Source organism: Dyella sp. SYSU CM1112 (assembly GCF_058216415.1).
The window spans coordinates 1-425 of record NZ_JBZEGI010000069.1 but is presented as its reverse complement, the minus strand read 5'-3'; the positions used below and the strand labels follow the sequence as shown (position 1 = coordinate 425).

The following is a 425-nucleotide window of genomic DNA, read 5'->3' as shown; positions in this document are numbered from 1 at the left end:
TGCACGCCGAAGGCATCGGCTGCGACGTGTTGGCCATGCCGCGCAACGCCCGCCTGCTACAGCTTTCGACGGATATGTGCATCACGATTCATCGGCTGGGCTGCGAGGCGGTGCTTCATGCGCTGGATCGCGCACCTAGCGACCGCATATCGCTCGCGTTCTCCGTGAAGAAACAGAAGGATGGTTATCACATCGAAATGATCGTCGAATGCACCGGCCTTCCCACGGTCCTGGATGAAGAGGCTTATGAGCGATTGATGGTCCGCATCGGTGCATTTGGCTTGAGCGAACGAGGGCTGCGCGAACGCGCGCAACTGTACGATGGCAATGTGCAATGTACCCAAGCGTCCAAGTACGAAGCGCGCGTCGTGGTTCGACTCATCGACAAGCCCAGGGATAGGGTTGCTTGACGCTTTCTCCATCGT

Annotated in this window: 1 protein-coding gene; it reads left to right on the top strand. The window is 58.4% G+C overall.

All coding sequences use genetic code 11. From position 1 onward, the window contains the following. The coding region (locus AC4HNJ_RS21650) for a hypothetical protein (RefSeq protein WP_490481690.1) at window positions 1–410 on the top strand (410 nt) is incomplete at its 5' end. Window positions 411–425 lie beyond the last annotated feature (15 nt).